Origin of the sequence: Asticcacaulis sp. (assembly GCF_035497195.1) — a bacterium.
Classification (GTDB): Bacteria; Pseudomonadota; Alphaproteobacteria; order Caulobacterales; family Caulobacteraceae; genus Asticcacaulis.
This window is the reverse complement of record NZ_DATJDZ010000031.1, coordinates 220,029-246,135: the sequence shown is the minus strand read 5'-3', so window position 1 is coordinate 246,135 and position 26,107 is coordinate 220,029. Positions and strand designations below refer to the sequence as shown.

Annotated in this window: 31 protein-coding genes and 1 tRNA gene; 15 read left to right on the top strand and 17 right to left on the bottom strand. The window is 59.5% G+C overall.

The features are described from left to right. Window positions 1-146 precede the first annotated feature (146 nt). Window positions 147-1,292, bottom strand: a complete 1,146-nt coding sequence (locus VL130_RS18900; protein WP_325365469.1) for a peptidoglycan DD-metalloendopeptidase family protein — start codon at window positions 1,290-1,292, stop codon at window positions 147-149. A 428-nt stretch (window positions 1,293-1,720) separates the two neighbouring features. Between VL130_RS18900 and VL130_RS18895 the strand changes: the two genes are divergently transcribed. The 4 genes from VL130_RS18895 to VL130_RS18880 are packed head-to-tail and all read left to right on the top strand — an operon-like array spanning window position 1,721 to window position 3,151. Then, window positions 1,721-1,903: a hypothetical protein gene (locus VL130_RS18895; protein WP_325365467.1), complete on the top strand. Its 183-nt coding sequence runs from the start codon at window positions 1,721-1,723 to the stop codon at window positions 1,901-1,903. A 17-nt stretch (window positions 1,904-1,920) separates the two neighbouring features. Continuing rightward, the gene (locus VL130_RS18890; RefSeq protein ID WP_325365465.1) at window positions 1,921-2,328 is read left to right on the top strand and encodes a hypothetical protein; all 408 of its coding nucleotides are present in this window, start codon (window positions 1,921-1,923) and stop codon (window positions 2,326-2,328) included. Window positions 2,329-2,331: 3 nt separating this feature from the next. Further along, window positions 2,332-2,853: an RNA polymerase sigma factor gene (locus VL130_RS18885; RefSeq protein WP_325365463.1), complete on the top strand. Its 522-nt coding sequence runs from the start codon at window positions 2,332-2,334 to the stop codon at window positions 2,851-2,853. After that, window positions 2,843-3,151 (top strand): hypothetical protein, encoded by a 309-nt coding sequence (locus VL130_RS18880; RefSeq protein WP_325365461.1) that lies wholly within the window; start codon window positions 2,843-2,845, stop codon window positions 3,149-3,151. The genes VL130_RS18885 and VL130_RS18880 overlap by 11 nt, the downstream gene beginning before the upstream one ends. On the opposite strand, the gene VL130_RS18875 is transcribed toward VL130_RS18880, so the two are convergent. From VL130_RS18875 to VL130_RS18830, 10 genes are all read right to left on the bottom strand, one after another. Beyond that, entirely contained in the window at window positions 3,148-3,789 is a 642-nt protein-coding gene (locus VL130_RS18875; RefSeq protein WP_325365459.1) for a protein-L-isoaspartate(D-aspartate) O-methyltransferase, read from the bottom strand. The two genes, VL130_RS18880 and VL130_RS18875, sit on opposite strands and share 4 nt — an antisense overlap. After that, complete coding sequence (gene surE / locus VL130_RS18870) at window positions 3,786-4,577, bottom strand: 5'/3'-nucleotidase SurE (protein ID WP_325365457.1); 792 nt, start codon at window positions 4,575-4,577, stop codon at window positions 3,786-3,788. Before surE ends, VL130_RS18875 begins: the two co-directional genes overlap by 4 nt. 264 nt (window positions 4,578-4,841) lie before the next feature. Further along, entirely contained in the window at window positions 4,842-6,344 is a 1,503-nt protein-coding gene (gene serS / locus VL130_RS18865) for a serine--tRNA ligase (protein ID WP_325365455.1), read from the bottom strand. A gap of 196 nt (window positions 6,345-6,540) precedes the next feature. Beyond that, entirely contained in the window at window positions 6,541-7,464 is a 924-nt protein-coding gene (tatC, locus tag VL130_RS18860) for a twin-arginine translocase subunit TatC (RefSeq protein WP_325365453.1), read from the bottom strand. Beyond that, complete coding sequence (gene tatB, locus VL130_RS18855) at window positions 7,461-7,952, bottom strand: Sec-independent protein translocase protein TatB (RefSeq protein WP_325365452.1); 492 nt, start codon at window positions 7,950-7,952, stop codon at window positions 7,461-7,463. The genes tatC and tatB overlap by 4 nt, the downstream gene beginning before the upstream one ends. A 37-nt stretch (window positions 7,953-7,989) precedes the next feature. Further along, a complete protein-coding gene (locus tag VL130_RS18850; protein ID WP_325365450.1) occupies window positions 7,990-8,175 on the bottom strand; it encodes a twin-arginine translocase TatA/TatE family subunit in 186 nt (61 codons plus the stop codon). A gap of 130 nt (window positions 8,176-8,305) precedes the next feature. Next, window positions 8,306-8,947, bottom strand: a complete 642-nt coding sequence (scpB, locus tag VL130_RS18845) for an SMC-Scp complex subunit ScpB (protein WP_325365447.1) — start codon at window positions 8,945-8,947, stop codon at window positions 8,306-8,308. Next, window positions 8,944-9,804, bottom strand: coding sequence for a ScpA family protein (locus VL130_RS18840; protein WP_325365445.1), 861 nt, complete (start codon window positions 9,802-9,804; stop codon window positions 8,944-8,946). The genes scpB and VL130_RS18840 overlap by 4 nt, the downstream gene beginning before the upstream one ends. Next, window positions 9,801-10,871, bottom strand: a complete 1,071-nt coding sequence (gene nagZ, locus VL130_RS18835; RefSeq protein ID WP_325365443.1) for a beta-N-acetylhexosaminidase — start codon at window positions 10,869-10,871, stop codon at window positions 9,801-9,803. Before nagZ ends, VL130_RS18840 begins: the two co-directional genes overlap by 4 nt. Before the next feature lie 5 nt (window positions 10,872-10,876). Continuing rightward, window positions 10,877-11,698, bottom strand: coding sequence for an SPOR domain-containing protein (locus VL130_RS18830; RefSeq protein ID WP_325365441.1), 822 nt, complete (start codon window positions 11,696-11,698; stop codon window positions 10,877-10,879). A 227-nt stretch (window positions 11,699-11,925) separates the two neighbouring features. Here VL130_RS18830 and VL130_RS18825 point away from each other — a divergent pair, with 227 nt between their 5' ends. Beyond that, window positions 11,926-12,186, top strand: a complete 261-nt coding sequence (locus tag VL130_RS18825; protein WP_325365439.1) for a GNAT family N-acetyltransferase — start codon at window positions 11,926-11,928, stop codon at window positions 12,184-12,186. 14 nt (window positions 12,187-12,200) lie between these two features. Here VL130_RS18825 and VL130_RS18820 read toward each other — a convergent pair whose 3' ends face one another. Next, on the bottom strand, window positions 12,201-13,850 hold the full coding sequence (locus VL130_RS18820; RefSeq protein ID WP_325365437.1) for a pilus assembly protein TadG-related protein: 1,650 nt from the start codon (window positions 13,848-13,850) through the stop codon (window positions 12,201-12,203). 11 nt (window positions 13,851-13,861) lie between these two features. Next, window positions 13,862-14,278: a TadE/TadG family type IV pilus assembly protein gene (locus VL130_RS18815; RefSeq protein WP_325365435.1), complete on the bottom strand. Its 417-nt coding sequence runs from the start codon at window positions 14,276-14,278 to the stop codon at window positions 13,862-13,864. A 249-nt stretch (window positions 14,279-14,527) separates the two neighbouring features. Here VL130_RS18815 and VL130_RS18810 point away from each other — a divergent pair, with 249 nt between their 5' ends. After that, a complete protein-coding gene (locus tag VL130_RS18810) occupies window positions 14,528-14,794 on the top strand; it encodes a hypothetical protein (RefSeq protein WP_325365433.1) in 267 nt (88 codons plus the stop codon). A gap of 19 nt (window positions 14,795-14,813) precedes the next feature. On the opposite strand, the gene VL130_RS18805 is transcribed toward VL130_RS18810, so the two are convergent. Then, a tRNA-Ile gene (locus VL130_RS18805) sits at window positions 14,814-14,889 on the bottom strand. A gap of 177 nt (window positions 14,890-15,066) precedes the next feature. On the opposite strand from VL130_RS18805, the gene VL130_RS18800 reads away from it, so the two are divergent. From VL130_RS18800 to VL130_RS18775, 6 genes are all read left to right on the top strand, one after another. Next, entirely contained in the window at window positions 15,067-15,816 is a 750-nt protein-coding gene (locus tag VL130_RS18800; RefSeq protein ID WP_325365431.1) for an SIMPL domain-containing protein, read from the top strand. Window positions 15,817-15,937: 121 nt separating this feature from the next. Further along, a complete protein-coding gene (locus VL130_RS18795; protein WP_325365429.1) occupies window positions 15,938-16,072 on the top strand; it encodes a hypothetical protein in 135 nt (44 codons plus the stop codon). A gap of 74 nt (window positions 16,073-16,146) precedes the next feature. After that, window positions 16,147-16,665, top strand: a complete 519-nt coding sequence (locus tag VL130_RS18790; protein ID WP_325365427.1) for a DUF805 domain-containing protein — start codon at window positions 16,147-16,149, stop codon at window positions 16,663-16,665. Between the two features lie 38 nt (window positions 16,666-16,703). Continuing rightward, the gene (locus VL130_RS18785) at window positions 16,704-17,336 is read left to right on the top strand and encodes a TIGR02466 family protein (RefSeq protein ID WP_325365425.1); all 633 of its coding nucleotides are present in this window, start codon (window positions 16,704-16,706) and stop codon (window positions 17,334-17,336) included. Next, entirely contained in the window at window positions 17,329-18,372 is a 1,044-nt protein-coding gene (locus tag VL130_RS18780) for an oxidoreductase (protein WP_325365423.1), read from the top strand. Before VL130_RS18785 ends, VL130_RS18780 begins: the two co-directional genes overlap by 8 nt. Next, window positions 18,373-19,398 (top strand): oxidoreductase, encoded by a 1,026-nt coding sequence (locus VL130_RS18775; RefSeq protein WP_325365421.1) that lies wholly within the window; start codon window positions 18,373-18,375, stop codon window positions 19,396-19,398. It abuts the gene before it with no gap. Here VL130_RS18775 and VL130_RS18770 read toward each other — a convergent pair. Beyond that, on the bottom strand, window positions 19,395-20,018 hold the full coding sequence (locus VL130_RS18770) for a DUF1134 domain-containing protein (RefSeq protein WP_325365419.1): 624 nt from the start codon (window positions 20,016-20,018) through the stop codon (window positions 19,395-19,397). The two genes, VL130_RS18775 and VL130_RS18770, sit on opposite strands and share 4 nt — an antisense overlap. A gap of 270 nt (window positions 20,019-20,288) precedes the next feature. Here VL130_RS18770 and VL130_RS18765 point away from each other — a divergent pair, with 270 nt between their 5' ends. Continuing rightward, complete coding sequence (locus VL130_RS18765) at window positions 20,289-20,597, top strand: hypothetical protein (protein WP_325365417.1); 309 nt, start codon at window positions 20,289-20,291, stop codon at window positions 20,595-20,597. Between the two features lie 10 nt (window positions 20,598-20,607). On the opposite strand, the gene VL130_RS18760 is transcribed toward VL130_RS18765, so the two are convergent. Beyond that, window positions 20,608-22,239 (bottom strand): M28 family metallopeptidase, encoded by a 1,632-nt coding sequence (locus VL130_RS18760; protein ID WP_325365415.1) that lies wholly within the window; start codon window positions 22,237-22,239, stop codon window positions 20,608-20,610. A gap of 166 nt (window positions 22,240-22,405) precedes the next feature. Here VL130_RS18760 and VL130_RS18755 point away from each other — a divergent pair, with 166 nt between their 5' ends. Continuing rightward, on the top strand, window positions 22,406-23,644 hold the full coding sequence (locus tag VL130_RS18755) for an SGNH/GDSL hydrolase family protein (RefSeq protein WP_325365413.1): 1,239 nt from the start codon (window positions 22,406-22,408) through the stop codon (window positions 23,642-23,644). Here the strand turns inward: VL130_RS18755 and VL130_RS18750 are convergent. Beyond that, the gene (locus VL130_RS18750; protein WP_325365411.1) at window positions 23,641-24,087 is read right to left on the bottom strand and encodes a hypothetical protein; all 447 of its coding nucleotides are present in this window, start codon (window positions 24,085-24,087) and stop codon (window positions 23,641-23,643) included. The two genes, VL130_RS18755 and VL130_RS18750, sit on opposite strands and share 4 nt — an antisense overlap. Before the next feature lie 187 nt (window positions 24,088-24,274). Here VL130_RS18750 and lepA point away from each other — a divergent pair, with 187 nt between their 5' ends. Then, complete coding sequence (gene lepA / locus VL130_RS18745; RefSeq protein WP_325365660.1) at window positions 24,275-26,080, top strand: translation elongation factor 4; 1,806 nt, start codon at window positions 24,275-24,277, stop codon at window positions 26,078-26,080. The last annotated feature ends 27 nt before the right edge of the window (window positions 26,081-26,107 follow it).

Below are 26,107 nucleotides of genomic sequence, written 5' to 3'. Positions count from 1 at the left end.
AGTTATTGATTTTTTACGCGCCCATTACGGGAGGGTAAAAATTTGTTCGCCATACATAGGCACAACCAAAAAAAGGTCAATGACATATTTGCCACGGCGATCTTCCGGAAACAGGCGCTTTGAAACTCTGCCTTTCAAAGCTGTACTTACGGCAGCACCAGTGTCGGATCGATCGGACGAGCGATATCGGTCGAAGGCGTGTAGCGGATTTCAAAGTGCAGTTGCGGCTTGTCGATGGTGCCGGTCTGGCCAACGGTGCCGATCACCTGGCCTTTGCTGACATGCTCATTATTCTTCACCTTCATGCTCTGGAGATGGGAATAGCCGGTGTACCAGCCGTTATCGTGCTTGATATAGATGGTGTTGCCCAGTTCCTTGACCTGATCACCTTCGTAAACCACAGTCCCTTCCGAGGCCGCCTTCACCTCGGTGCCGGAACTGGCGCCAATATTAATGCCGTCATTGCGGATATTCGGCGCCAGTTGACCGAAAGGCACAAGGACGTGGCCTTTCACCGGCCAGACAAACTTGCCCTTGCCCATCTGGGCAATCTGGGCATTGGCGGGGAAACCGGCCACCGGCGGCACCGGTTTGGCGACGACGGGTTTAGTTATGGTGGCGGGTTTGGTAGCGGCGGCCGCCACGCTTGGCGGCGCAACCGTTGGCTTGGTTGTCGTAGTCACGGTCGTGGTTGTCGTTATCGGCGCGGCAGGTTTGGGCGTCGTGGCCGCTGCCGCAAGCACCGCCTTTACCTTGGTCATGGTCGGGCCGTTGGCATGGTCTTCCACGCCTTTATCGACCGCCGAAACCGGCAGCAGGATCTTCTGGCCAACGCGCAGTGATGAGGCGACCGTCAGGCCGTTCAGCGCATAGAGATTTTTCACCGGCACGGAGAAACGCCGCGAAACGCCGAATAATGTATCCTTGGATTGAAGCACATATACATAACCGGCGCCGGCCGGCGCGGCAGCCGTTTCGACCGGCTTCATCATTTCCGCAGGCGGCGGAGGCGGCGGAGGCGGCGTCATTGGCGCCAGTTCGGTGACCTGGACACTGCCCGAAGGCGACGGCGTGGTCGTGGCCGGCGGGACCTCCTCGACCGGCGCGGGCTGAATCGTCGCGGATGATTCGGCTGGTTTATCCTGCATGTAGATGGGGTATTTCGGCTGCGGCATCCCCGCCCCTGTACAGGCCTGTAGCGCCAACACCGCAGCGCAGCTCAAACCAGCCAAAGACAGTTTGATCACTGGATGACGAACACAGCCATCGGAATTCAAAATTTGCAGGATCATGACAGGCTCCACGGTCGACGAATAGAAAGGCTTCGGCCAAACCTACTCTATGCGAACTTATGGCTAACGATTCGTTAAACTTAATCGAAAATTTACTTAACAAATTCAGTGCGGATGTCCATCCACGCCGGCTGAAAGGGCGAGGAACATGGTGAGACGCCCCTCCCTCCTCAGAAAATGAGATGTAACTTGGTTAAAATACTCCGGCACGGTGAGCGGCTTTGCAATCCAAAGCAATATAACCTAGCCTGGTAATCGGCCTGCTGGCGGAGAGTTTACGCTGCGGATTGCAACCCCGCATAGCCCCGTTCAATTCGGGGGCAGGCCTCCACTCCCCCCTTTTTTGAAAAATCTTTCAGCGCCCGCATCCAATCGGGCCGGCGGCGGACATCAAGTTTCAGATGGCGATACCATGGAGAGACACAAAGATGTTCATAACCCTTTTCAATCAATACTGGTGGCTGCTTTTTCCGCTGGGTTTCGGCCTGTTCGGCATAATCCGCACCGTCCTGAAAGATGATGAAAGCCGCCGCATCCTGTCGCTGATCCGCAGCTATACCGACCAGGGCAAGGAACCGCCCGCCGAACTGCTCGCGCTGCTGAAGCGCTGATTCAAGGAGATTATGCCATGACCGCAAGTCAACTTTTCAACAGCTACTGGTGGCTGATCTTCCCGCTTTTCGGCATGGGCATGGGCCTTGTCGGCATGTTGGGTCATTTCCGCCACCGCAGCGAAACCCTGAAACTGATCAAGACCTATGCCGACCAGGGCAAGGAGCCACCTGCCGCCCTGCTGGAAGCCCTGCGCAGCGATGAAGACCGCGCCTATAACTGCCGGGGGCGCCGCCGGGGCAGCCACTGGACACAGGTCGTCGTCTTCGGCGCCCTGGCCGCCGCTTTCGGCTATTTCGGCTATTATGGCGAAGGCGGATCGATTTTCATTTCGCTGGCCATAGGCTTCGGTATCGCCGCCGCCGCCCTGCTGGTCATATCTATCATCCGGGCCCTGACCAGTTCATCCCTGCCGAAAGAATAAGGTATGGACGACCCGCTGATCAGGCGGGCCAGGGAGGGCTCCAGCGAGGCCTTCTCACGGCTGGTAGTGGAGCATCAACAGGCGGTGCGCGCCTTCGTGCGCCGTCTGTGCGCCCTGCCGGACGATGCTGACGATATGGCGCAGGAAGCCTTCGTCACCGCCTGGGCCAGCCTGCATAAACTGCGCGACGGCGTATCGTTCCGCACCTTTGTCTGCGGCATCGCCTATCGCAAAGCGCTCAATGACCGTCGCCGCTTCAATCGCACAGGCGCCCGCGAATCTCAGTGGTTCGGCTTGCAGGAGCAGTCGCGGTCGTCAACGGTTGACGCCAGGCTCACTATCCAGACGGCGCTGGCCACCCTGCCGCTTGACCAGCGCGCCGCCGTATCGCTATGCGTCGCCGCAGATTACAGCCATGCCGAGGCCGCCGAGATTTTAGGCCTTCCACTCGGTACGATTAAGTCGCATATTCTCAAGGGAAGGGCCAGACTGAACGCTCTTCTGGGTGTAACAGATGACCAATGACGCTTTAAAATCAATGTTGATGAACGACACGCCCGCCGCGCCGCCGGCGCGGGATATCGGCTTTGTTGTCGAAGTGATGAAACGGGTCGAACAACGTCGCCTGAATCAGAACCTGGCGCTGCTGGTGCTGGGCACCGCCGCCCTTACCACGCTTTTGTTCCTGATCATGCCCCATGTGACGCCAGCCCTGACCACGCTCGGACAATCGATCTGGCCGCTGGTTATTATTGTCACCGTCGCCGGCTTTTCGCTTGTTGGCTTTGAACAGGCCCGCCGCGCCATTGGTCTGCGGTTTTAAGCCTCTTTCGCCACGCCCGCGATCAACGGCACAAAGCGCACTTCGCCAAGGTCTTCCGTGTCATAGCCATCCGCCGTCTTGGTGTAGCGCAACAGGCGCTGGGTCGAACCGCGCCCTTGGGGTCCGACCATGATTCCCTTGGGCTTCAGTTGCGCCAGCAGGTGCGTCGGCGCTTCCGGCAGGGCGGCGGTGACGAGGATGCGGTCAAAAGGCGCCTGTTCCGGCCAGCCTTCCCAGCCATCGCCGAAGCGGTAAATAATGTTTTCCAGCATCAGGCGCTTGTGGCGGATTTCCGCCTCGACCATCAACGAGCGATAGCGTTCGATGGTATAGACATAGCGCGCCAGCCGGCTGAGCACGGCGGTCTGGTAGCCGCTGCCGGTGCCGATTTCGAGCACGCGATGGCGGCCCTCGATCTTCAGCGCCTGGGTCATCAGGGCCACGATATAGGGCTGTGAAATCGTCTGTCCACAGTTGATCGGAATGGCGCTGTCTTCCCACGACCGATCGAGGAACAGCTCCGGCACGAACAGGTCGCGCGGGGTATGCTCCATAGCCTGAAGGACTTTTTTATCGGTAATGCCCTGGTCTTTCAGGCCACTGAGCAGCCGTTGCAGGCGGGTCGGTTCTTCGCTCATTGTGCCGGTTCCACCTTCTTGGGGGCCACGCCGCCGAGGGTCTTTTTCAGGCGATACAGGGTTTCATTGTGCGTCAGGTCGAGATGCAGCGGCGTTACCGAGATGCGCTTTTCCGCTACCGCCTTGAGGTCGGTGCCATCGATCAATGATTGCTCAAAGGCATGAAAATCGATCCAGTAATAGTCGCGGCCGCGCGGATCGGTGCGCCGGACGGCGTGCATTTCGTGCAGGTTGCGGATGCCCTGGCGAGTGACCTCGACGCCGGCCACCTCATCGGCGCTGCAATCGGGGAAATTGATATTCATGATGACATCGGCCGGCCAGCCCTGCTGGATCAGATTGCTGATCACCGGCGCACCATAGACCTGCGCCGCCTGCCACTGGGCTTCGATATCGAGATCGAAATCGAGGCATTGCGACAGGGCGATCGAGGGAATGCCAAGCGACATGCCCTGCAAGGCGCCGGCCACCGTGCCCGAAAGCGTCACGTCCTGAGCGAGATTAAATCCACGATTGACGCCGGAAAGCAGTAAATCGGGCGGGCCGTCCATCAGGTCGCTGACGGCGATCTGCACGCAGTCGGTCGGGGTGCCGCCGGCGGCGAAGCGCTTTTCGCCGAAACGACGCACGCGAACCGGATCGTGCAGCGACACGCCCCTGCCCTTGCCGGACTGTTCCAGCATCGGCGCGCACACCCAGACGTCATCGCTGAGCGCCGCGGCGATATCGTAAAGCACCTTCAGCCCGAAGGCGTCGATACCGTCATCATTGGTCAACAGGATACGCATAGGGCGTTTGTACGGCGATTTCAGAGGCCGGGGCAAGCGGTACGGCGGCTTTTTTTGAGCAGCTTGGAAGTTGCCCCCTCCGTCAGCGACACCAGCCCTTCGGGCTTCGCCCAAAGAACTGGGCGCTGCCACCTCCCCGCTTCGCCAAGAGGTTCGCAAGGGAAGAGAAGCGAACCCATTCCTCTTCCCCTGCAAAGCGGGGGAGGTGTCGAGCAAGCGTAGCGCGTCGAGACGGAGGGGGCCTCTTAACTACCCGATATGCGCCTATCCTATGTGAGTTTGACCGCCCATATAGGGCTGGAGCACGGCGGGAATGTTGATGCGGCCGCCCTCGTCCTGATAGTTTTCCATGATGGCGACCAGGGTGCGGCCGACCGCCAGCCCGGAGCCATTGAGCGTATGAACAAAGCGGGTGCCCTTTTCGCCGGCCTTGCGGGTGCGGGCGTCCATGCGGCGAGCCTGGAAATCCCCACAGTTCGAACAGGAGGAGATTTCGCGGTAGGTGTTCTGCGACGGCAGCCACACTTCGAGATCGTAGGTCTTCTTCGCACCAAAGCCCATATCGCCGGTACACAGAAGCATGGTGCGGAAGCTGAGATCTAGCTTCTTGAGGATGGTCTCGGCACAGTTGGTCATGCGGTCGTGTTCAGCGTCGGATTGCTCCGGCGTGGTGATCGACACCAGTTCGACCTTCTGGAACTGGTGCTGGCGGATCATGCCCTTGGTATCACGGCCGGCAGAACCGGCCTCGGCGCGGAAACAGTTGGTCAGGGCGGTCAGGCGCAAGGGCAGTTCTTCCTCGGCAGTGATGGCCTCACGGACGAGGTTGGTCAGGGTCACTTCGGCGGTGGGGATGAGCGCGTAGCGTTTTGCAGTCGTAGGCCTATCTGCACCCCAATCATATTGTTGATCGTGCTCTTTAAGGCCAGTGATCGAGACCGCATTTGAAATTCCAGCTTTAATTAGCCGTTCAACTGTCTCTTTGCTATAAGAATTTTGAGTTAGGGTATTTGTAGGCCAAGAAACGTTTTCAATAAAACCACGCGCCTTATGGAACCAATCTGGCGTTCTTGGATCAGTGAAAAATAAATCTTCCTCAAATTTAGGTAACTGCCCAGTACCGTAGAGAGCCTCATCTCGCACCAAAACTGGCGGATTGACTTCGATATAGCCATGCTCAGTTGTCTGGACATCGAGCATAAACTGGCCAATAGCGCGTTCCAGACGCGCCAGTTGACCTTTCAAAACGACAAAGCGCGAGCCGGACATCTTGGCCGCCGCTTCAAAGTCCATCAGGGGGCCAATTGCCCCCTTGAGCGCTTCGCCGAGATCGGCGTGATCCTTGGCGGGGAAGCTGAGGATATTCGGAGCGCCGTGTTTGCGGACCTCGACATTGCCATGTTCATCGGCGCCTTCCGGCACATCCTCAAACGGGATATTCGGCAAGCTGGACAGCAGGTCTTTCAATTCATCGGTCTTGAGGCGTTCGGTTTCCTGCGCCGCACTGATCGCGCCTTTGAGGCCTTCGACCTCGGCCATAAGTTCAGTGGCGCGGGCGTCGTCCTTCTGCGCCTTGGCCTTGCCGATCTCGCCGGAGAGTTTTTTCAGTTGCGCCTGATTGGTCTCAAACGCGGTCTTGGCGGCGCGCAGATCGGCGTCCGTGGCCAGCAGAGTTTCGACTACTTTCGAGGGATTTTCATAATTGCGCTTCGACCAGCCCTGAACAAAGCTCTGAGGATTTTCGCGGATCGCCTTGATATCGTGCATTTTAGAAGCCTTGCCTGAAAGCGGGGGTTCGCCCCTCCGTCACGGACTTCGCGCAAGCGCGAGCGTCGTGCCACCTCCCCATTTGAGAAATGGGGAGGAGAAGAAAGAGCGTCTTATACAGTTTTGACGTGACTCGACAATATCAAAGCTTCAGGCAAGCCCAGAGACGATGCCACGCACTCTGCCGAGTTACGGGTCAAGTGGCGTTACGCCCTTTGCGCAACTCGATCAGCTTGACGCACAGGATCGAGACTTCGTAGAGCAGCCAGATCGGGATCGACAGCATGATCTGCGAGATCGGGTCCGGCGGGGTCACCACGGCGGCAACCACGACAATACCGAGGATGGCGTATTTGCGCAGGCCGCTCAGCATTTTCGAGGTCACCATGCCGGTCAGGCCCAGCAGGGTGATGATCACCGGCAACTGGAAACACAGACCAAAGGCGATCATCAGGGTTTCGATAAGCTGGAGATATTCCGACACCTTCGGCATGAACTGCACGGCGACACCGGCCGTGCCCACGACCTGCTGGTTCAGCGAAAACCACAGCACCATCGGCAGGATCATGAAATAGACGAGCGCCATCCCCATAATGAACAACACCGGCGCGGCGATCAGGAACGGCAGGAAGGCCATCCGTTCGCGCTTGTAGAGGCCGGGCGCGACAAAACGGTAAAGCTGGAACGCCAGGACCGGGAAGCTGACAATCACGCCGCCGAACATGGCCAGGCGCAGATTGGTGAAGAAGACCTCCATCGGCGCCGTGGCGATCAGCGGGATATTCTTGACGCTGGCGACGTGCTTGAGGCCGGTCAGCACCATGATCAGATCGAACGGACCACTGTGGCCGGTCTTGTGCAGTTCTTCCTCATAAAGCGAAGACGCCACCGCCAGCGGATGAACGAGCAGGTTCAGGATATGGACATGGAAAGCATAGCAACCGACGACGCAGACAAAGAAGGCCACCACCATGATGATGATGCGCGTGCGCAGTTCGACCAGGTGATCCATCAAAGGGGCGCGCGAGGCCTCGATATCCAGTTCATCCGGATCGGGGGTGATGATGTTGCGCTTGGACTTGTCTTCCACCTCTGCGGGCAGCTTGATCTCTTCGCTCATACGGCGCTCTTTTTCGTGCGGGTGCGCTTGACGGGCGTAACGGTTGGTTCAGGTTCAGCCGGGGCCTCGACAACCGCCTTCGGCTTGCGGACGCGCTTGGGCCTGGCCGGTTTTTCGACAGGTGGCAGGCCTTCCATTTGCGCGTCTACCGGCTCGGTGGTTTCGGCCACATCATAGGCGACTGGTTTATAAACAGGCGCGTTCAGGCTGGAATTGATATCGCTCTCCAGCGCCTTCATCTGGTGACCGACGTCCTCCATCCCCAGCTTGCCGGCCCTGAGCGCATCGACCTCCTTGCGCAGGTCATCCAGTTCGCTTTGTCGCGCCATATCCTCGAAGGAGGTGCGGAAATCATCCGCCATGCGGCGCATCTTGCCGACGAAGCGGCCAAGCTGGCGCAACAGTTTCGGCAAGTCTTTGGGACCGACCACAACCAGCGCCACGACAGCAATAAGGATGAGCTCACCGCCCCCGATACCGGGCACCATGTGACAGACTTTCTCTTAGAAGTTCAAGTAGAAGCGATTAAGCCTTCGGCTCTTCGTCGGGCTTCTTGGTCTTCGCATCGTCTTCGTCGTCCTTCAGGCCGTTCTTGAACGCCTTGATGCCCTTGGCGGCATCGCCCATCAGGCCCGACAGCTTGCCGCCGCCGAACAGGACCAGGACCACCAGACCAATGATCAACCAGTGCCAGATGCTGAAACTACCCATACTCTATCTCCTTTGCGAGCCCGCCCTCATCTCAAATGGGGGGCCGCCCCTTTAAATGTCAGTCCGTCAGGACCAATTTACGCTCTTATAGGCGTGTTTTAACCTGTCTTGGAAGTGTTTTTGCGCAAAATCACTCTTTCTCGAAGAAGTCTTGTGCAAATTCCGTCTCTTCCATATCCTCAAGCAGCATCGGGTCTTCGGCGGTCTGTCCGCTGGAAGGATCTGGCACCATAAAGTCCGCCGGCACATTGATGTCAAGCAGGCCGGCGGCGCGCATTTCGGCGGCGCCCGGCAGATCGGCCAGCGATGGCAGCGAAAACTGCTCCAGGAAGGCGTCGGTCGTGCCATAGGTCACCGGCCGGCCGGGGGTTCGCCGGCGTCCGCGCAGCTTGATCAGGTTCATTTCGTGCAGCACGTCAAGCGTGCCGCGCGACAAGCCTACCCCACGCACAGCTTCGATTTCGGCCCGCGTCACCGGCTGGTGGTAGGCGATAATGGCGAGGGTTTCCAGCGCCGCCTTGGACAGCCGGCGCGGCTCCTCGCGCTCCTCGACCATCAGATAACCGAGATCGGCGGCGGTGCGGAATTGCCAGCGGTCATTGATGATTTCGAGCGATACGCCGCGCCCGGTATAGCGGGCGCGCAAGGCCGCCAACGCCTTGCCGACCTCGGCGCCTTCCGGCAGGCGATAGGCGATTTCCGAGGCCGACAGCGGCCCATCGGCGGCGAACAGCAGCGCCTCGATGGCACGCTCAACGGTTTCCGGCGTCATGCTTTTTCTCCCATGATCGCTTGTCGTTTACGCATATAAAGCGTCTCGAAGGTCGCCAGTTGCTGGAGCTGCAAATGGCCTTCCTTGGCCAGTTCCAGCGAAGCGGAAAGCGTGGAGGCCATATAGGACACCCGGCGCGGGCCATCGCTGCGCACCGGCTGCGGCGCCACGTCATCGAGCGCCGTCCAGTTGGTCAGCTTCGGCAACTGGGCGCGCAGATTGTCGCGGGCGTCTTCCAGCGAATAGGCCTCGATGCGGCGGGTCGGATCATAATGGCGCTCGATCTCACGGCGGCGCTGGGTGACATAGGCGCTCATCAAATCGAAGACATTGGCCTCGATGCGCGACGACGGAATGATCAGCCGGGCTTCAGGATCGCCGCGCGCGAAGACATCGCGCTTGAGCTGCGGGCGCGAGGTCAGGGCCTCGACCGCCTTACGCATCGCTTCCAGCTTTTTCAGGCGAAACGCCAGGGCGGCGGCCAGTTCTTCCGGCTGCGGTTCGTTGGTCTGCTTGCGCTCGGCCTGCGGCAGCAGCAAGCGTGATTTCAGATAGGCCAGCCACGACGCCATGACGAGATAATCGGCCGCCAGCGAAAACCGCAGACGACGCGCCTGCTGGATAAAGGCGAGATATTGCTCGGCCAGCCGGGTGATCGATATCTTGAGCAGGTCGACCTTTTGCTGGCGGGCGAGCGCCAGAAGCACATGCAAAGGCCCTTCATAACCATCCAGATCAAGCACCAAGGCATCATCGGCGGCGATTTCCTCGGCGACATCGGGGCCAGGCGCTTCAAAATCGAGACGCCGTTGCAGGACGTCGTGCTCCAGACCTTTCGGCGTGGTGTCGCGGCTCATGACGGCACGGCTACAGGATGACCTTCGGTCGGATCGGCCTTGGCGCCGGTTTCCTGACCTCGCGCCATCACGACATCGAAACGGGCGCGGGCCTCGATGACATCAAGCGGCTCAGGCGTTTTCAGGATGCGTTTGATGGCCGCTTTTGCCCGACGCAGGGCCTCGCCTTTCAGCTTCGGCGTCACCTGCGCGATCTGCTTCATCTGGTCCATCTGGCCATTACAATGCAGCAGTACATCGCATCCGGCCCGCAGAGACGCCCTGGCGCGCTTTTCCAGGGTGCCGGACAGGGCGTTCATCGACAGGTCGTCACAGATCAAAAGGCCATCAAAACCAATGACATCGCGGACGATCTTCAGGCATTTCTTTGAGGTGGTCGCCGGATTGCGCTTGTCGATGGCGCGGTAAAGCACATGCGCCGTCATGGCTATCGGCATGTCGGCATTGACCTGGAAGGGATAGAAATCGACTTTCAGCAGCTCATCCAGCTTCGTATCGACGCACGGCAGGTCGGTATGCGAATCGGCTCCTGCCCGTCCATGGCCGGGAATGTGCTTGATCACCGGCAGCACCCCGCCGGCCAGCAGGCCTTCGGCACAGGCGCGGCCCATGACGGCGACAGCCTGCGGCGTCAGGCCATAGGCGCGGTCGCCGATGATATCATGGGCGCCCGGCTGCGGCACATCGAGCACCGGGGCGCAGTCGACATTTATCCCCAGTTCGGCGAGATCATGCGCCATCAGACGCGCGCCCAGGCGGACCATTTCGCGTTCTTCGGAAGGATCATTGGTCACTTCGGCAAAACGGGCAGCTGGCGGATAGTCCGGCCAGAGCGGCGGACGCAGGCGGCGGACGCGACCGCCTTCCTGGTCGATCAGGATCAGGGCGTCATGCGCCACCAGGCCTTTGAGCGCAGCCACCAGCGCCTTGACCTGTTCGGGTGTATCGATATTGCGGCGAAACAGGATAAAGCCCAGCGGCTGGAGGTCACTGAAAAAGCGGCGCTCTTCCGGCGTCAGTTCGGTGCCCGCAAGCCCCAGAATACACGCTGAGATCCCTTTGCCCACTGTGCCTACTTTACGATACAGTCGTGGCCCGATGCCTTGAGCGCCGAACAGAACGATTTGGCCTTGTCGGCGCTCAGGCCGGTAAAGGCCGTGCGGTAGAAGGTGCCATTGGGCGTGGTGACCTTTTCAATCCGCTTGCTGGCGCCGCCGACGAACAGACCATAGGACGACGCCACCTTGGCGTATTCGGCGTTGGCGATATCGGTCGAGGTATAGGCGCCGATCTGGACGGAGGCAGAGCCATTTGCCGCAGGCTTGGTTGCAACAACTGGCGCCGTCACAGGTTTGGCCGCGACAGGTGCGGCAGGCTTGGCGACAGCCGGCGGAGACGCGGATGCACTGGCGCCAGGCACCGGCGTGGCGTCAATACGGGCGGGGGGAGTGCTGCTGACGATCGCGCTGGTGCTCGATTGCGACGGCAGCGGCCCTTCGATTGGCGCGGCCGGCAGCGGCGCGATATCCACCGTCGAGGCGCTGGCCGCCGGCCGTGCGCCGGGCACTTCCGAACCGGGGGCGAAGGTGGCGATGCCTGAATCGCTCAGGTCCTGATCGCTCAGCGGCTGGGCGTCCTGGACCTGGCCTTCCTTGATATCGCCAAGCGAATCACCGACTTCCGGCGCGACCTTGCCATGTTTGTTCATGCCGTAATTATAGGCGATCACCACGACCAGCAACAGGACAACCAGGCAGATTCCACTGATGATCAGCGTGACCGGCGCCTTGTCACGAGAGACCGGGGCGCGACGTGATTCGTAGCTGAGATTATCCTCGGTCGGGGGCGAATAGGTGCCGCGATCTCCGGAATCTCCGCGATCCTTATCTGACATGGTGGAAAATCCCCAAACACCCGGCGATCCAGCACCGGAAAAAGAAATGATAGGTCCGATTCCACACAACTGTCGTGCAGATTCGGGCGCGAAGATACAGACTAGCAATCGATTTTGACAGCCCTGTGGCCAAAAATCGTCCTCTGATCATCACCGTCAGGTGAAGCGACCCACATATTGCGCCTTTATCCGGTCATGCCTATCTCCCTGATATACAGGAGATCACAATGCACCAGACCGTCATTGATAATACCGGCGCCAACCGGTTCGAACTGGATGTCGACGGACAGATTGCCCACGCCGATTATCGGGTGACCGACGATACCCTTTATATCGATTATGTCGAAGCACCGCCCGCCCTGCGCGGCACCGGCGCCGCCGGCAGGCTTATGGAAGGCGTCATGACGGCCGCGGCGGAAAAAGGTTACGCGGTCGTGCCGGTTTGCGGATACGCGGCGGCCTGGATGCGCCGCCACCGCAAGCTTTAAGGACCGCCAGTCTCTTAAATCACCAGTGCCGCGCCCGAACACCGCAGGCCATTGACCTGGGCATCGACTTCGCCCAGGCCGACCCCCAGTTGATCAAGCAAGGCGTTGATCACCGGATCGAGCACCGGCCCCAGCCCGGCGATCAGTTTGCCAAGCGTCGTCGTCACCAGATCAAGACCAATCCCAAGCCCCAGCACATTGGGGGTCAGGTGGGTATTCGTGATCAGCGAACTGCCGATACTTGTCACGGCGTCATTGGTGCGTACAGTCCTGACTGTCTGATTGGCGATATCATTTGCGCTGAATGTGGCGGTCTGCCAGGTCGTGCCGCCGATCTTGATCTGCGATAGCGCCGACACCCCGCCGACCAGTGGGATCGCCACCAGTTGCGCCGGTGATACCACCAGCGTTTTTTTGAAATTGCTTAGGTCCGCCGTATTGACCGTGCCGATGCTGGCCTGGCCGATGCCGGGACTCAAGGCCAGCGTGACGCTATTGAGCGCCTTATTGGCGTTGCAGGAAATGTTCGACAGCCTGCCCTGCGCCGAGGCCAGTTCGATATACAGCGGCACATGGATCAGGCTGACGCCGGTCAGGCCCGGCACGAGTGAGGCGTCGAGATAAAGCCTTGCCTGCGCCGTGCGGATGATCGGCTCACCGGTTCGGGTCACCGTCAGCCAGGCGGAATGACTGGGGCGCTCGCCTATCGCCATATAGGCTTTCAAACCGGCCAGACCCGGCGCCTGCGCGCCGAGATCGAGTTGCACCTGCCGGTCCTGGTTCGCCAGCAATAGAATCGCCTTGGCCATAGTCAGGCTGTCGATACTGATCGCCGCGTCCGCCCCACCGACAATGCGGTCCTGCCCGCCATAGGCGCCGATATCGACCAGATCGCTTAGCTTGATCTTCGTCGATTTGATCGCACTGTTGGCCAGCACTTTTAGCGGCGCCTTGGCGCTGGTATCGGCCTGATCAACCAGCAGGGTCAGGGCGTCGCCGACCGTGATATCGCTGGCCAGCGACTGATCAAAGGTGGCCGCCGTCAGGTTGGCATGGGTATGCAGGGCCTCGACATATTTCAGCAGATCGATCTTCGCGCCAGCGAGACTGTTATAATCCATAACGGTGAGATTGACGCTGCTGCCGGTCAGGCCGCTCAACAGCGCATTGGCCACGCCGCCATTGACCGAGGCCAGGCGCGTGCCGATGCTGAAGGCCGCCAGTTTCACCGACGAGGCCGTGGCCGTGCGCGTGATATGCGCCGTATTCTGACCCAGCATCCGGCCGAAAAACAGGCCGGCATCCTGGCTGACCGTGACCTGCGCGGCATTGGCGCCGGCTACCGGTGTAACTTTGAAACGTGCCGATGGCGTCTTGCTGACAGTGGCGTCGTAAAAGCCAGTCTGCGTTTTGACCGTGATGGCGTCGCCACGGGCATTGGCCATTACCACGGCCTGCGCCGCGCTTTCCGCCGTGCTCAGGTTCGCCGCGGCAGACATCGCCGCCAGGTCGGCTGTGCCCTGCAATTCACGGCTCTTGACATAAACATAGCCCATATCGACGGCGAAGGCCGCCAGCCCGACGGTTATGATCATCAGCCCTGCCCCCATGATCAGGACGGAACCGCGCTTATCGCGCCCGAAACGGCTGAGAAACGCTCTCACAACACACCTCCCTAATAGCCACCGCGCACAATGGATGCCGAACGCGTTATGCTATCAGGCATCCCCGGCGGCAGGGGGAACAGTTCGAACGTGCCGCCGTCGGGCTTGTAATTGAGCGTGACTGTCACGACCTGCGCGCCTTCGGTAATGGACAGATCGGCCGTGCCTTTTGACAGGAAGGCGTATTTATCGGCTTCGGTGTCCATGACGCCCTGCGCCAGTTGGAGACGCTCGGCGGCGGTGCTGCCGGCAATAGCGGTGCGCGCGGCGTCATTGACCATTTGCTGGACGCCATGCGCCGTCGAGAAATAGCTGCCATAGTCTACAATTCCTGCGAGCATCAACAGAAACAGTGGGCTGATCAGGGCGAACTCGACGGCGGAGGCGCCGGACCTGTCGGCAGCGTAAGAATAAACCTTATGTGACATGGCCTTATGACCCGGCTTTCAGCCTCGTTCGGAGGCAGGATGTTCAAACTACGCAACGCAAACACAACCATAAATTGTCACAATTGGGTTGCCAAAAAGCTAACGCGTCCCATTATTACATTTTAAAGTTGTGATTTTGCAAAGTGACCCTGATCATGTGCTTATGTAAACGGCCCCAAACCAATACGACGCGTTTACAGGCAGACCGCTAACTTGCCCCCATCGACACTTGTCTCTGGAGCGCGAAAAATGGCCACCCTCAATACCCGTCCATCCGCTGGCAATAACGGCCTGCTTATTGTCATCGTCGTGGCGATCATTGCTATCGCGGCGGTCGCAGCCGTCTATCTGATGCAGGATAACCGGTCTTCCAGCGAGCGCGTCGGCGACGCCATCGAAGCCGTGCCGCAGGGCCTCGACAAGGCCGCCAATCAATTGGGCGACCAGCCACCCGCCAAGAATGTCGAGCGCAATCTGGGCGACGCCGAGAAGAAAGTGAATGAAAAGGTGAACTGACGTCCCGCCGGAAAGAAAGTGGTAGGCGAGGAGGGACTCGAACCCCCAACCAGACCGTTATGAGCGGTCGGCTCTAACCATTGAGCTACTCGCCCCCGATAACGCTTCAGGTTACGAAGGGAGGCCGTGCTAACATGCACGCCGGAAGATTTAAAGGCTATTTTTATGCTGTCCGGCGCGTTCAGGCCACATTCATGCGCGATCGATCATCATGAACTTACCGTAAAGCCAATCTCAATGGCTTCGGAACTCAAACAAGAAAGACCATCCACATGCCCGCCATCAAATCCGCCCTGCTGAAGTCCTTCGCCTTAGGCGCCCTGGCTGCGGGTCTCGCCGCCGCGCCTCTGATGGCTCACGCCCAGACGGCGCAATCCACGCCCGTGTTGATGATGCCGGCGCAAAGCACCCTCTCCCTCAGCGCCAATGGCGAGGTCAGCGCCACGCCCGACATGGCGACCGTCAATTTCGCCGTGGTGACGCAAGGCAATACGGCTTCCGACGCCATGAAGGCCAATAATGTCCGCATGAACGCGGTCATGGCCTCGCTGAAAAGCGCCGGCATCGCCGCCAAGGACATCCAGACCTCGAACCTCAACCTGAACCCGCAATATGATTACACCGATGGCCAGGCCCCGAGACTGACCGGCTACCAGGCGCAGAACCAGATCACTGTCCGCGTCAACGACCTCAACCAGACCGGTCCGGTGATCGACGCTGTGATCAAGGCCGGCATCAATCAGGTCAATTCGATCAATTTCGGCCTGAAAAACGATGAAGCCGTCACCGACCAGGCCCGCCAGGCCGCCGTCGCCACCCTGCTCAAGCGCGCCAATCTCTACGCTGCCGCCACCGGCATGAAGGTTAAGCGCATCATCTCGATCGAGGAAGGCGGCCCGGTCTATAACCAGCCGCAGCCGATGATGTTTGCCCGCGCCAAGGCGGCCGATTTATCAACGCCAGTGTCTTCCGGTGAACTGCAACTGAGTGTCAACGTCTCGGCCACTTTCGAGCTGGAATAATCCACCTCCCCGCCTGAAGCCTGCCGCGCCTGATAACGCGGCAGGCTTTTTTTTGTACCTGAAATTCAATCAACGCGATAAAACAGGTGACGTGAAATTAATATCTTATTAACCTCTCGGCATGTTTGGAAAACGTGCCTATGCTGTCGCTAAAGTCGCCCCGGCCCTGCCCGCCTGGCTTGCGGTTGACAGCGCCTTCAATCCGGTGAATGTCGGCATCTTCCTGGCGGCCCTGCTTTTCGGCATGAACGCCTGATAGGATGCCGCGCTCGTCTTTCGGCGTTGTCGGGTCGCAAAAACACATCTAGTCTGCCCTTAACAGGGGGGACCATGCCAGCTTCAATCAAGCAACCTTTTCATTTCTGGCGTTTTTTCTTTTCATTGAAAGGCCGCACAACGCGTTTGCCGTTTGTCGCTTTCTTTTTACCCTATAAATTAATTTTCTTGGGCGCTTCAATGCTTATTGACGCCAATATCTATGGGACACTTTCCTTACAGTCTGTCGCCGCGGCGATGTACGCGCGCAACGCATTAAATATATTAAACATATTGCTCTTGTGGCCTGTGTTCTCAATTACTTTTAGACGGCTGCACGATATAGGCTTAAGCGGTTTATTGGGTTTGATCTGGTTCGCACCGGCGATAGTGAACGCGGCTGTTTTCGCGCTACTAATGCCTGCTACAGCGAGCAATCCTTTCGCCATGTTGCCTCTCATCTTGAAATCCATTTTCTTCTACACACTGTGGGCTTTCACCCTGACACTGGCACTATGGCCGGGAACCAAGGGGCCTAATAAGTATGGCCCTGATCCGCGTCAACCGATTATGGATCGTTCAAACGTCTTTTGAACCTTGCCCTGCCCGACTCATGGGATTAGGACAGGCCCATGAGCAAAACAGCCCCCGCCACCATATCGCCCCTGTTCGTCACCGAGCTTTACCGCGCCGATCTGGCCGCGCAATCCGGCTTCGAAGCCTTTCTCGCCGAACTGGATGACACCTGCCGCGCCATTGCCGATGAGGATGAGGCCGGCCAGACCTGGTCACAGACCAAGGGCTATCTCGGCTACACCTCCTACGCCTCGCTGGATGACCTGCCGGTCCGCGCCAGCGTCTTTGCCGACCTAAAAACCATGCTCGATGCTCACGTCGCTGTCTTTGCCGACAAACTCGATTTCGATCTCACCGGCCGCAAGCTCAAGCTCGATTCGATGTGGATCAATATCCTGGAGCCGATGGGCCACCATTCCAGCCATATCCATCCGCACAGCGTCATTTCCGGCACCTTCTACGTGTCCATACCCGAAGGCGCCAGCGCCCTGCGTCTCGAAGACCCTCGCCTCGGCCTGATGATGAACGCCCCTCTGCGCAAGGCCAATGGCAAGCCGGAACATCAGAGTTTCGTCAACACCACACCGCTGGCCGGTACGGTCCTGATGTGGGAAAGCTGGCTGCGCCATGAGGTGCCGATCAATTTGAGCGATGATGTCCGTATTTCCGTGAGCTTCAACTATGGCTGATATCAAGGTGGCGCTGGTCGGATATGGCTTTGCCGGCCGGCTTTTACACGCCCCGCTGATCCGGGCGACCGAAGGCCTGGAGCTGGCGACGGTGGTTTCCAGCCGCGCCGCTGATGTTCATGCCGACCTGCCCGATGTAGCCGTGGCGCCAGATCTCGCCACGGCCTTGAGTGCTCCCGATATCGGCCTTGTGGTCATCGCCACGCCCAACGCCCTGCACGCCGAACAGGCCCACGCCGCACTTGATGCCGGCAAACCTGTCGTCATCGACAAGCCCTTCACCACCACTCTGGAAGAAGCCGAAAATATCGCCGAGCACGCCCGCCGCGCCGGACTGACAGTCTGCGTTTTCCAGAACCGCCGCTGGGACGCCCATATCCTGACCGCCAAGGCGCTGCTTGACGCCAACCGCTTCGGTGCGGTCAGCGACGCCATCCTGCGCTATGACCGCCTGCGTGGCACGGTGCCCGGCCGCTGGCACGATCTCGACATCCCGGGCTCCGGCGTCTGGTTCAATCTCGGCTCGCATCTGGTCGATCAGGCTATCCACCTGTTCGGTCGCCCCCAAACAATCTCGGCGGAATTCGCCACCCAGCGCCCCGGCGCCGTCAATGACGATTATTTCAATGTCGTGCTGGGCTATGATCGCCTGCGCGTCGTGCTCCACGCCAGCATGATCAGCCCCGCGCCCGGTCCGGTGATCGAAATCCAGGGATCGCACGGGGCGTTTGTCAAATACGGTCAGGACACCCAGGAAGAGATGCTGAAAGCCCGCCGGACGCCCGGTGATGACGGCTGGGGCGTCGATCCGGTGTCCGGCACCTTTACCGCCGCCGAGGGCGAAGCCACCCTGACGCCACAACTGATTATATGCGGCCCCGGCCATTATCGCGGTTTCTATGAAGGCATGGTCGCCGCTATTCGCGGTGAGGCGCCCGCCCCGGTCGCGCTCGAAGACTCTCTGCTGGCTATGCGCCTGCTCGATCTGGCAGCCAAAAGCGCGCGCGAAGGCCGCCGCCTGACTGTGGAGGGATAGATGATCAAGACCGCACTCGTTGGCTATGGCTATGCCGGGAAAACCATCCACGCCCCGTTGATACGCGCTGCCAAAGGTCTGGAACTCACCACCGTCGTGTCGTCACGTCCGGCGGACGTGCAGGCCGACCTGCCCGGCGTCACCGTCGCGCCGGACCTGACCACCGCCCTTGCCGACCCGGCCATTGAACTGGTCGTCGTCGCCACGCCGAACGATATCCATGCCTCGATGGCCCATGAAGCGCTGGAAGCCGGCAAGTCTGTGGTGATCGACAAGCCTTTTGCATTGAGTGTCGCCGAGGGCGAGTCCGTGCTGGCTCACGCCGAGCGCGTGGGGAAAATGGTATCGGTTTTCCATTGCCGGCGCTGGGACAGCAACTATCTCACCTTACAAGCCCTGCGACCGCGCCTTGGCGATCTGTATCAGGTGATTTTACGCTATGACCGTTTGCGGCCCGTGGTGCGTAACCGCTGGCGGGAACGCGCCGGTCCCGGTTCCGGCATCTGGTTCGATCTTGGCTCGCATCTGGTTGATCAGGCCCTGAGCCTGTTCGGCTGGCCCGAATGGATTTCGGTCGATATCACAGGCCAGCGCCCCGGCGCGCAAACCGACGACTATTTCCATGCCACGCTTGGCTACGGCCCGCTGCGCGTCATTCTTCACAGTTCGATGATGACCACGATCCCCGGTCCGGCCTTGGAGGTTCAGGGGGCTTTGGGCGCTTTCGTCAAGTTCGGTATGGACACGCAGGAAGAGATGCTGAAAGCCGGCCGCACACCGGGAGATGCCGGCTGGGGCGCCGATCCGGTGACCGGCCTGTTCAGGCCCGTCATCGATGATCTCCCCGGTCCCCCCGAAGACATCACGGCGACACCCGGCAATTACCTGGCCTATTACGAAGCTATGGCAAAGGCCATCCGCAAAAACGCGCCCAATCCGGTAACCGGAGAGGACGCGCTTAAAGTCATGAAATTACTCGAATCAGGCTTTGTTAGTTCACGTGAAGGCCGAAGAGTTAGTACCTAAAGCGGCAAAACCCGGCGCTTCTTGGAGAAGCTCATATAGCCGACATTGGCGCCCAGCCGGAAGCCGACGCCAGCGCGGATCGGCGCCAGCACAATACCTTCGGCGCGCTGATAGGTCAGGCTGAGACCGCCGATGAAATAGGCCGAGCCTTCGACACCGGGGAAGCGGCGATACATGAAGATCGGTTCGCGCAGGTTATAAATCAGGGTGAAAACGCGCGAGGCATTGGCGCCGGTATCGAAACCGATCGATGGTCCCTGCCAGAACAGATGGGTCGGCTCAGGCACGTCCTTCATGAACAGGTTGCCCTTGCCATAGCGCACACCAATGCCGACCGCGCCGGAGGCTTCTGTGCCGGCGATATAGGCGGTCGGGTGATCACCATAGTCGGCGAAGATCTTTTCCATGGCGCCGCCGAGCGCTTCCACCGTAACGCCGAGGAAATCGGAACCGGCGGTCAGGATTTCATCGCGGGTATAGTAGCGATATTCCTTTTCTTCGGCCGGCTTGTTTTGCTCGGTCGGATAGGTCTGCGCCATGGCCAGACGCGGGGCCAGGCCGGCAATCAAGGGCGTGGCGGCAGCGGCCACACCGGCCAGAAGAAACGAACGACGTTCCATGAGCGAAAACTCCTCAATACTTGATCGGTGGGGTCTATAGCCGCTAAGGTTAACAGGTGATTTACTAACATCCCCTTACGCGCGAATTCCCCGGTTAAATGCAGGGTGCCCGTGTCGTGTGTCCTGAATAGGGCTTAAGTTGCCGCAGCTTCGCCGTAATTCTTAATGCAAACGCTCATAGTTTGGTATAGTCTGCGATGATCAGAGGTTTGCCACGAGTGGGGATTTTCGGTGACAGCAGTCGGCGCTTTTTTTACGTACCGCCAGGGTGTGAATATTGCGATACTGGCCAACTATGTCCTGCTGGCCATCCTGATCATCATCAATTCCGCCGCCGCGCCCTGTGAGCCAGCGGCGGCCCGCCTGATCGTCGCCTTGCTGTGGCTGTTGGTCATTCTGGTGATCGCGTATGTGTGGGTGGCAAGCCGCGACAGGCTGTGGTGGATGCTGCCGCAAATACTGGCCCTGGCATTGGCCATTATCTCCACGGCGACCATGACCATTTATCAATCCCAGGGCAGCGGCAACATCTGCCTGTACGATCCGAACCCGATCAAGTTTGACCTGACAGACAAATGAACCGTGACGATCATTTTCGTTCGGCATTGGTAGCGTCACGGGCGCCCTTGAATTCAGAGGTATCGCGCCACGCTGGCCACTGATGCGAATTGGCCAGGGCCGAGCCAATCTGATAATAAAGGGTGGCGTCCTCAACCAGCCCGCCGAGGTCCCAGCTTGCCGACCATTCATCGCCCGGCTGGTGGTAACGCTTTTCGTTGTAATCCTTTGATAGCGCCTCGCCCGCCGCCTTGCCGCCCTTGACCATATCGTCACCCGAACCGGCCACCAGCATCGGTACGCCGCGCTTGACCAGCGGGAAATGATCGGAACGGAAGAAGCCGCCGGCTTCGGGACGTGGTTCTGGCGTGATCGCGCGGTTTTGCTTGCCGCCATAAAGTGCGACCATATTATCCAGCGAGGACTGTCCGACGCCTTCGACCACTATGTCCTTCGTCGGACCGTTGACATTGAGGGCATCCATATTGATGCCCGCCACCGTCTTCGCCAGCGGATAGAGCGGATTGCTGGCGTAATATTCCGATCCCAGAAGCCCGCTTTCCTCGGCGGTGAAGGCGATCATGACGATGGAACGCTCAGTTTTTTTCGCCTTTCCAAACGCCCGCGCCAGTTCCAGCAAGGTGGCGATGCCCGTGCCATTATCAACAGCGCCATTGCATATCTTATCCGCCGCTTCCGGCGCGCAGATACCGAGATGATCCCAGTGGCCGGTATAGAGTACGGTCTCGTCGGGGTATTTGGTGCCTGGCAAGCGGGCGATGATGTTGTGCGTGGTGATCTCGCTGGCCGCCACCTTATAGCCACCGTTCAAGGTTACATTGAGGGGCACCGGTTGAAAATCCTTCGCCCGCGCCTTGGCCCGCAGGTCGGCCAGGTCAAGCCCCGCCGCCTTGAACAGCGCATCCGCCGTTTCGTGCGTTATCCACGATTCGAGCTTCGGACTGGCGGTTGACGGATCGGGCCGAACAATATCGAACTGCGGCCCGGACCAGGAATTCCGCACCGTATCCCAGCCATAGGAAGCCGCATCGGCGTCATGAATAATGATCACCCCCGCCGCGCCGCGTCGGGCCGCCTCTTCGTATTTGTAGGTCCAGCGGCCATAATAGGTCATGGCCTTGCCACCGAAGGTCATCAGTTGCGGCTCAACGAAATCCGGATCATTGATCAACTCGACCAGGATTTTTCCCTTCACATCCAGCCCTTTGAAATCATCCCAGCCGCGTTCGGGGGCGGTCACGCCATAACCGACGAACACCAGCGGCGCCTTGTCAAAGCTGACATCGCCAAGCGCCCCGCGCGTCGATACGGTGATATCCTGCCCTTGATGCAGATCCAGGCTGTGACCATCGGCGAAAGTGAAGGCCAGCTTTGGATCGCTGATGATGAACTGGCGCAGGTGAACCGCCTGGCTCCAGCCGCCGTTCTCGCCGCCGGGCTGGAAACCGGCGGCGGCGAAGCCTTTCGACATATAGTCGATGGTTTTTTGTTCCGCCGGCGTGGTGATACTACGTCCTTCCAAATCATCGGCCGACAGCACCTTGATATCATTGGAAATACGCGCGGCGCTGATCTGCTGAGCCTGCACCGCGCCGGACAGACACAACACCGCCACAGAGGCCAGAAGGACAGACTTCAACATAGCGCATCTCCCGAATTGGTTTCGGTTGATGCTAGTTTGTGACAGGCAGGAGTCAAGTCTGCAATCGACCGGATTGACCTGTACGGATACCGCTTGCCGCAAGCGAAAATTGAGGACATAAATACCGGGCGCTGGTAGCGCTAACAAATATAAATGGGAGAAGATCATGCCACTGTTCCGGTTGACTCGCCGCGCCACGCTGTTGGCGGGCCTGGCCTGCATTCTGGCCACTCCGGCATTCGCAACAACGCCCGCGCCGCACTGGACCACGGTCTGGGCGACCGCGCAGATGACGCCGGCCGCCGACAGCGCCCTCTCCCCAGCCGACGCGACCGACGCCACCCTGCGCCAGACGATCCATATTGCCAAGGGCGGCGAAACCTTGCGCCTGCGCCTGTCCAACGCCATGAGCACGGAACCGCTGCACTTGCGTAATGTCCATATCGCACAGGCGGCGGCCACAGGCAGTTCCGTGATCGATCCGGCCAGTGACCGGCCTGTCACCTTCGGCGGCCTGAGCGATATCGTCATCCCCGCCGGCGCCGACTATATTTCCGATCCGATCAAAATAACCGTGGCGGACCAGTCTACCCTCGCCCTCAGTTTCCATCTGCCGGAAGCACCGAAGCAACAGACCGGCCATCCTGGTTCGCGCACCACCTCCTGGCTGGCGCGCGGCGATCATGTCAGCGACGCCGACCTGCCGGGTGCACAAAAATTCGATCACTGGTTCACGATTTCCGGTGTTGATATCGAGGGTGGATCAGCCTCAGCCGCCGTGGTGGCGTTTGGCGATTCGATCACCGATGGCTACGGCATCAAGCCCAACAGCGACAGCCGCTGGCCAGACTTTCTTGCCGCCCGCCTGAAGGATAAACCCGTCGCCGTGCTCAATGCCGGCATTGGCGGCAATCGTCTGTTGCTCGATGGCTTAGGCCCCAATGCGCAGGCGCGCTTTGACCGCGACGTGCTGAGCCAGAGCGGCGTCAAATATGTGATTGCGCTCGAAGGGGTGAACGATCTTGGCATGTTGACCCGCGATGCGCCTGTTTCGGCCGAGGATCATGCCGGTCTAGTCGCACAAATCAAGACCGCCTATCTGCAAATGATCACCAAGGCGCACAGCCACGGCATCAAGATCTATGGCGGCACCATCACGCCCTTCATGGGCATGGACTATTATCACGCCGACGCGCTCAATGAAGCCGACCGGCAGGCGGTCAATACATGGATCAGGACATCCGGCGCTTTCGATGCGGTGATTGATTTCGACGCCGCCCTGCGTGATCCGGCGCGGCCCGATCGTCTGTCGCCGGCCTATGACAGCGGCGACCATCTGCATCCGTCATCGGCCGGCTACAAAGCGATGGCCGAAGTTGTGGATTTAAAACTGTTCGAGAATTAGCGGCTGCCGGCCAGTTGCTGAGCGGCCTGTCCGCCAGGCAGTTTCCAGTTGGTGGTGAAGCGCAGCCAGTTGCCGGCTTCATGGCCGGATTTGCTGGTGTCGGTCTGTGCCCATTTCAGCACGGTAACCGCCAGTCCCTGGCCCAGACCGTAACCCGGTTGGCTTTCGGCGGCGACCACACATTGCGTCAGGCCGCCGTCATTCCCGACCTGGCAATCGACCTGGGCCTGGCCTTCAATGGCGCCGATCTTGGCCGCTTTCGGATATTCACCGGCCTGGCTGAGATCGCTGTCACGGGTATAGATGCGTGTCCCCACCGGAACAATGGGAGCCGCCGTGGGCGTACACCTGACGCCGCCACCAGTGGCCGTGGCGTCCTGCGCCAGCACTTGCGTGGCCATCAGACCACACAGAACGGATAAGGAAAAAACAGTCGTTTTCATTGCGCCACACTCACCAGAATTTCCGTCAGTAAGCCACTTGTCACCATAAGGGAGCAATACGAGGATTCCCGCAATCGTTAATTTTAGAATACGGTTAACCCGATGGGTTCTTCCCTTTAAACAAACGGATCCAGGGTCCGTGTCCCTGGCCTTCCCTTTCGCGGCGCATCATGCTATCGCCCCGTGCATGAGCACAGACCTGTCCCTGATACGTAATTTTTCCATCGTCGCCCATATCGACCACGGTAAATCGACCCTCTCCGACCGCCTGATTCAGTTCACCGGCGGGCTCACCGCGCGTGAGATGAAGGAGCAGGTGCTCGACAACATGGATATCGAGCGCGAACGCGGCATCACCATCAAGGCCCAGACCGTCCGCCTCAACTACAAGGCGCATGACGGCAAGACCTATGTGCTGAACCTGATGGACACGCCGGGCCACGTCGACTTCGCCTACGAAGTGTCGCGCTCACTCGCCGCCTGCGAAGGCTCGATCCTCGTCGTCGACGCCTCGCAAGGCGTGGAAGCGCAAACCTTGGCTAACGTTTATCAGGCCATCGACAACAATCACGAGATTGTCCCGGTCCTCAACAAGATCGACCTGCCGGCCGCCGAGCCTGAGCGTATCCGCGCCCAGATCGAGGATGTCATCGGCATCGACGCTTCTGAGGCGGTGCTGTGCTCGGCCAAGTCCGGTCTGGGTATCGAAGATGTGCTCGAAGCCGTCGTGAAGCGGCTACCGCCCCCCAAGGGTGAGGAAAATGAGCCGCTGAAAGCCTTGCTGGTCGATGCCTGGTATGACGCCTATCTCGGTGTCATCGTTCTGGTGCGTATCTTCAATGGCCGCATGAAGCCGGGTCAGCAGGTCAAGCTGATGAACGCCGGCGCCTCCTACAAGATCGACAAGCTCGGCGTCTTCCAGCCGAAGGCCGTCGATGTCGAAAGCCTGGGGCCTGGCGAGATCGGCTTCTTTACCGCTCAGATCAAGGAAGTCTCCGACGCCGCCGTCGGTGACACCATCACCGACGAGCGCAAGCCAACCGCCGCCGCCATGACGGGATTCAAGGAAGTCCAGCCGGTGGTGTTCTGCGGTATCTTCCCGGTCGATGCCGCCGACTTTGAAGACCTGCGCGCCGCCATGGGCCGCCTGCGCCTCAATGACGCCAGTTTCTCGTTTGAAATGGAAACCTCGGCGGCGCTTGGCTTCGGCTTCCGCTGCGGCTTCCTTGGATTGCTGCATCTGGAAATCATCCAGGAACGCCTGAGCCGCGAGTTCAATCTCGACCTGATCGCCACGGCGCCATCGGTCGTCTACAAGATCAACATGAACAACGGCGATGTCATCGACCTGCACAATCCCGCCGACATGCCTGATCCGGTCAAGATCGCGTCGATCGAGGAACCGTGGATCAAGGCGACCATCCTGTGCCCGGACGATTATCTCGGCGCCATTATCAAGCTTTGCCAGGATCGTCGTGGCGAACAGGTCGACCTCAGCTATGTCGGTTCGCGCGCCATGATCGTTTATAGCCTGCCGCTTAATGAGGTCGTCTTCGATTTCTACGACCGCCTGAAGTCGGTCTCGAAAGGTTATGCCTCGTTCGACTACAATATCGATGGCTACCGCGAAGGCGATCTGGTCAAGATGTCGATCCTGGTCAATTCCGAACCGGTCGATGCGCTTTCGATGCTGGTCCACCGCGATCGTGCCGAAACCCGCGGCCGCGGCATGTGCGAAAAGATGCGCGAACTGATCCCGCAGCACCTGTTCGTCATCCCCATCCAGGCGGCGATCGGCGGCCGCATCATCGCCCGCGAAACCGTCCGCGCCCTGCGCAAGGACGTGACGGCCAAGTGCTACGGCGGCGACGCCACGCGGAAGAAGAAGCTTCTGGAAAAGCAGAAGGAAGGCAAAAAGAAGATGCGGCAGTTCGGCAGGGTCGAAATCCCGCAGGAGGCCTTCATCGCCGCCCTCAAGATGGACAATGACTGACCAAAGCGCAAAGCACCCAGTTACGGC